Source organism: Streptomyces sp. NRRL B-1347 (assembly GCF_000720325.1).
In the GTDB taxonomy this organism is placed as follows: domain Bacteria; phylum Actinomycetota; class Actinomycetes; order Streptomycetales; family Streptomycetaceae; genus Streptomyces.
Genome location: NZ_JOJM01000154.1, coordinates 1 through 5,082, shown reverse-complemented (window position 1 = coordinate 5,082; position 5,082 = coordinate 1). Strand labels below are relative to the sequence as shown.

Annotated in this window: 4 protein-coding genes; all 4 read right to left on the bottom strand. The window is 76.4% G+C overall.

Annotation, left to right across the window (positions count from 1 at the left end; all coding sequences use genetic code 11):
- Positions 1-405 precede the first annotated feature (405 nt).
- Positions 406-1,383 (bottom strand): MsnO8 family LLM class oxidoreductase, encoded by a 978-nt coding sequence (locus IG74_RS0143825; protein ID WP_037827239.1) that lies wholly within the window; start codon positions 1,381-1,383, stop codon positions 406-408.
- Positions 1,383-1,928, bottom strand: a complete 546-nt coding sequence (locus tag IG74_RS0143820) for a hypothetical protein (RefSeq protein ID WP_030689231.1) — start codon at positions 1,926-1,928, stop codon at positions 1,383-1,385. Before IG74_RS0143820 ends, IG74_RS0143825 begins: the two co-directional genes overlap by 1 nt.
- 406 nt (positions 1,929-2,334) lie before the next feature.
- Complete coding sequence (locus IG74_RS48560; RefSeq protein ID WP_051856692.1) at positions 2,335-2,922, bottom strand: MarR family winged helix-turn-helix transcriptional regulator; 588 nt, start codon at positions 2,920-2,922, stop codon at positions 2,335-2,337.
- A 98-nt stretch (positions 2,923-3,020) separates the two neighbouring features.
- Positions 3,021-5,024: an FAD/NAD(P)-binding protein gene (locus tag IG74_RS0143810; RefSeq protein WP_063761356.1), complete on the bottom strand. Its 2,004-nt coding sequence runs from the start codon at positions 5,022-5,024 to the stop codon at positions 3,021-3,023.
- Between the last annotated feature and the right edge of the window lie 58 nt (positions 5,025-5,082).

Here is a 5,082-nt window from a genome sequence, read left to right as displayed (position 1 = left end):
ACCCCCGGCGAGAGGAGCACGCGATAGCCGCACGCCGGACCAGACGGCACCACCGCAGGACGGACCACAACCGCAGACAGGAGGACCCAGACCCCCCCCCTGCCCCAGGCCACTCCCCGGCAGAAGGGCCCCCCGTCCCTTCGACCGTTCCGACCACCGGCAGCATCCCCACAACCGAAGAAACCCCCGGCGAGAGGAGCACGCGATAGCCGCACGCCGGACCAGACGGCACCACCGCAGGACGGACCACAACCGCAGACAGGAGGACCCAGACCCCCCCCGGGGCGGCCGTAGACCAACGGCCGCCCCGCTTCCTTGCGCGCATCCGGCAGGGAGGGACAACGCAGAGGCGGGAGAGGCCGGTCGGGCTCTCCCGCCTCTGCGTGCCTGGCGGGCGCGCGGCTGCTACACCGGCACGGCGTCGGGCCTGGGCGCCGGCAGCTGGAAGACCTCGGCGAGCAGCTGGTAGGAGCGCACCCGGTCGGCGGGGTCGGCGGTCAGGGTGTTCACCAGGATCTCACCGGTGGCGTGGTCGGCGGCCAGGGCGGTCAGCCGGGCGTGCACCTGCTCGGGGGTGCCGGCCACCAGGGTGCGGCGCAGCGCGCCGGCGCGCTCCGCCTCCAGCTCGCTCCACCGGTGCCCGCGCACGCTGCCGGCCAGGGGCAGCGGCAGGTCCTGGCCCAGGTCCTTGCGGCTGCGCCACAGCAGCACGCTCCGCGCGAGCTCCTCCGCCTTGGCCTCGGTGTCCGCGCACACCACGCGCACGGCCACCACGCCGCGCTGCGGGCTGTGCCCGGCGGCGCCGAGAGCGGCGCGGTAGGCGTCAAGGACGGCCCGGCCCGGCTTGTGGGTCAGGAAGTAGGCGTAGGCGAAGGAGGCGCCCAGCTGCCCGGCGTGGCGGGCGGAGTTGGTGCCCGCGCCCAGCAGCCACAGCCGCGGCGGCACGGGCGCGCTCTGGTCGGGGTCGGGGCGCCGGCCCGGGATCAGGCCCAGGTGCAGGCGCACCTCCTCCACCTGGGCGGGGAAGCGGTCGGCGGGGCCGCCGGCGCGCCCCACCCCGAGGTCGACGCGGCCCGGGTGCAGCGCGGCCAGCACGTTGAAGACCTCGGCCACCTTCGCCGCCCGGTAGCGGGGCAGCAGCACGCCGCCGGTGCCGATGCGCAGGTGGCGGGTGGTGGCCAGGAGCTGTCCTGCCAGGATCTCGGGGGCGGTGCCGGCGAATCCGGGGGAGTTGTGGTGTTCGGCCACCCAGTAGCGGGTGTAGCCCAGGGTGTCCACGGCCCGGGCGAGGTCGGCGGAGGCGCGCAGCGCCTCGGCGGCCGACTGGTCCTCGCCGACGGGGGACTGGTCCAGGACCGAAAGGCGCAGCGGTGCCTGCTCCATCAGGCCTCCTTGGGTGCGGCGGCGGCCGCGGGGGCGCCGTGCGGGTCGGTGATGGCGGGCACGATGCGGAAGTCGCGCTGGAAGACCAGGTTGTGCAGGTCGGCGGTGGCGATCGCGCGCAGGGTGGGCACCTCGGCGGCGGCCTGCTCGTCGGTGAAGACGTTCAGCGGCCACTCGGCGACGGTGGCGCCGCGCAGGTGCGGGTGGTGGAATCCGCGGCCGTAGTGCGCCACCAGGCTGATCGGGTCGATGCCCTCGGTGCGCTGCTGGGGCCAGGTCAGCGCCCAGGTGGCCGCCAGGCCGCCGTCCCCGGCCCGGATCGCCCCGCTGGCGCGGACCTGGCCCGCCGCGTTGAGCAGGTGGGTGTTGACCTCTGCCAGGACCTGGCGGGCGTAGGGGTCCAGCAGGGCGACGGCCTGGTGGAACAGTTCCTCCTTGGCCTCGCGTGAGACGGCGCCGTCGCCGTGGGTGCCGTCGCGCAGATCGGCGAAGTGCCGCAGCAGCGCCCCGATCGGGGCGGTGGGGCGCGTCACGCTGGTGTTCATCGGGTGCCTCCTAGGCGGTGCTCGGGCGTGCCAGGGGCGCGGCCCGGGGCACCTGTGGTGCCACATGGCCGCGCATCACCGCTGCCAACCCCCGCACTGCGCCGGCCTGTCCCGCCGTAGCCCGCCCGGCGCCCACTTGGCCAAGTCCCCCCGTCCCCGCCGCCAAGGCGGGGCGGGGCATGTTGCCGAAGTAGCGCCTGGGCCTTTGTGGCCGGCCGCCGGCCCGCGTCACCATGGGAGACAGGAAGCCGGGCACCACACCGGTACGCCCCGCCGCTCACGCGCCCGGCTTCCTTCCCCCGCTCCCTCTGGCGGATCCGTGCCGCTGCCCCCCTTTGGGTTTCCCCCCTCTTCGCCCTTCCGTGAAGGCCGCCCGCCCCCCCGTGGCGGCCGGGAGAGGGGGGTTTCAGCGTTTGGGCGCGGGCCGCGGGGCGCGCACGATCCGCCGGGCCCGCGCCGGCACCCCCGCCGCCCCCGCCGCCCCCGCCGCGCCTGCCGTGCTGCCTGGCCCCGCTGCGGAACTCCCGGCGGCAGGGGCCTGTTCGAGGGCGGCGGCGACCAGGGAGATCAGCCCCGACAGCGCGTCCACCGCGCCGGAGGGCAGCGGCCGCAGCAGCTGGTCGTAGACGGCGTCCGCGGCCCGGCGCACCGCGTCCACCACACGGCGTCCCTCCTCGGTCAGCTGCGCCCAGGAGCCCCGCCCGTCGTGCAGGTCGGCCTCGCGGACCACGTAGCCGGACTCGGCCATCCTGCGGATGATGTTGCTGGTGCCGCCGGAGGACAGGTGGCAGCGCTCGGCGAGTTCACCGGGCCGCAGCCGGTAGCCGCGTTCGGCGCCCGCGCCGCGCAGGGCGGCCAGGACCTCGAAGTCGGCGCGGGTCAGGCCCCGCTGGGCGGCTTCGGTGTCGGTGACGGCGTCCATGGCGGCGGCCAGGCGGGTGGCCTGGGCGGCGAGGTGCGCCGGGGTGCAGCGTGCCGTGGGTGTCTGGGCCATCAGTACCTCTTCCTGTGCCGGCCGCTTCGCGGGGCCACGTTCGCGCGTCACGAAGCGGCAGCGCAGTGTAGACAACGGGGGCGGGGCCTGGCACGCGGCTACTCGCGGCCGGTGGCGGCGGCCATGACGGGCGCCGCGCTGTCCCGGGCGGGCCGGGCGGCGGGCGCGGCGAGGGCGGCGCCGTAGCCGGGGGGTGTGCTGTGCGCGGGCAGGGCCAGCAGGCTGCGGGCGATGGCGTCGGCGTCGCCCAGGATGACGGAGTCCACGCCCGGGCGTATGCCCGCCGCGGTCGCCCAGTGCACCGCCTCGGTCGGCACGCCGTAGGCGAAGCGCCGCGGGTGGGCGCGCCCGCGGGCGTCCAGGAGGTGGTAGGGGCGGGCGGTGACGGCCAGGCCGCCGGTCTCGTAGTCGCCGCGCGGGCCGGTGAGGGTGTGCAGCCGGGCCTGCCCGGTCACCAGCAGGTGGCGCAGCAGCGGGTCGGTGGTGCGGTGCAGGTCGGGCTCCGGCAGCCGGGCCTCGATGAGGGTGCGGGCGGTGACCGGCGGGCCGGGCACGGCCGCGGACGTGGCGGCGAACACCGGCCCCTCGGGGCCTGTTGCGGGGCGCACGCTCAGCTCCGGGCCGGCCACCTCCAGGACGCCGGCGCGGATCAGCGCGGCCATCTCCTCGATGCGCGAGGCGGGCGGGCCGATGGACAGGTAGGCGTTCAGCGGGGTGTACCAGCGTTCGAGGTCCTCGCGGTGGGAGTCGGCGCTGAGCCCGCCGTGGTCGACGACCTGGCGGATCTCGTTGCGCAGGTCGCGCAGGACGTCCAGGGCGGCCTTCACCGGCCCGTCGAGGTTGCCCTGGCGGGCCTGGTCCAGATCGCGCCGCAGATGGGCCAGCAGCCAGGCGGTGAAGTCGCCGGGCCCGCTGAACGCGGTCTCCTTGTAGGGCTTGGCGATCCGCTCCCAGTCCCAGCGCTCGTCGGCGGGCACGTGGTGGGCGTCCAGCAGGGAGGCGCGGGCCTGCGCGGAGGGGGCGGCCAGGTAGCGCTCGGCCAGGTCGTGGCCCTCGCGGCCGCGGCCGTGCCCGGCCAGCAGGGTGCGGTAGTAGACGGCCTCCACCTCGGTGGCGATCAGCGGCCACAGCCGGGCGGCGAAGTCCAGCGGCTGCTGCTGGCGCAGGCGGGCGATGGCCTGCTCGGTCAGCAGGCGGGGGGTGTGGCGGCCGAAGGCGCCCTTCTGGTTCTCGCCGCGCGCGTGGTAGGGCACGCCGCGCCGGGAGCCGGCCACCAGGTGCGGTTCGCGGCCCGATGGCCGGTACTCCAGCTCGCCGTGGCGGCGGTGGAAGGTGCCGCCGCGGCCGAGGGTGAACAGCGCCATGTGGTCGAAGAAGTTCAGGCCCAGGCCGCGCAGCAGCACCGTCTCGCCCGGGGCGATGGCGGACAGGTCCAGGTCGGCGGGGTTGGCGGGGGGCAGGTAGCGCAGGCCGTGGCGGGCGGCGTAGCCGGCCAGGTCCGCTTCGGCGGCGGTGCGGCGGACCGGGGTGTGGCCCTGGGCCAGGACGACGGCGTCCAGTCCGGCCAGGACGGTGCCGTCGGCCAGGCGCAGGGTCTGCGGGCTGTGCGGGTGCGGCCCGGCGTCCTCCAGGGCGGTGGCGCGGGTGGCGTGGGTGCGCACGCTGGTGTGGGCGGGGGCCCGGCTGACGATGTGGGCGAACGCCCAGCGCAGGTAGTGGCCGTAGAAGGCGCGGGTGGGGTAGGCGTCGGGGCCGAGCGTGCGGGCCTGGGCGAGCACCCACGCCGGAAGGGCGGCGGCGGTGCGGGAGCGGGCCAGGGAGCGGGCCCACTGATGCAGGCTCGGGCCGCGCACCAGCGGCCCCTGCATGCGCACGGACGCGTCGGTGAACACGGTCACTTGGGAGGCGACGGTGTTCATCAGCAGGTGGGCGGGCTGGTCGGTGCGCCACACGGCGCCCGCGCCGGGCGGGAAGGGGTCGATGACGTGCACGGTCAGCGGGCGGGAGGGCAGGGTGCGGGCGCCGGCGAGGGTCCGCTCCAGGACGGACAGGCCTCTCGGGCCGGCGCCGACGATGGCCAGGGTCAGGGGGCGGCTGTTCATGACGGGAAGCTCTCCTAGAGACCTGTCTCTTATACACATCTGACGCTGCCGACGAATA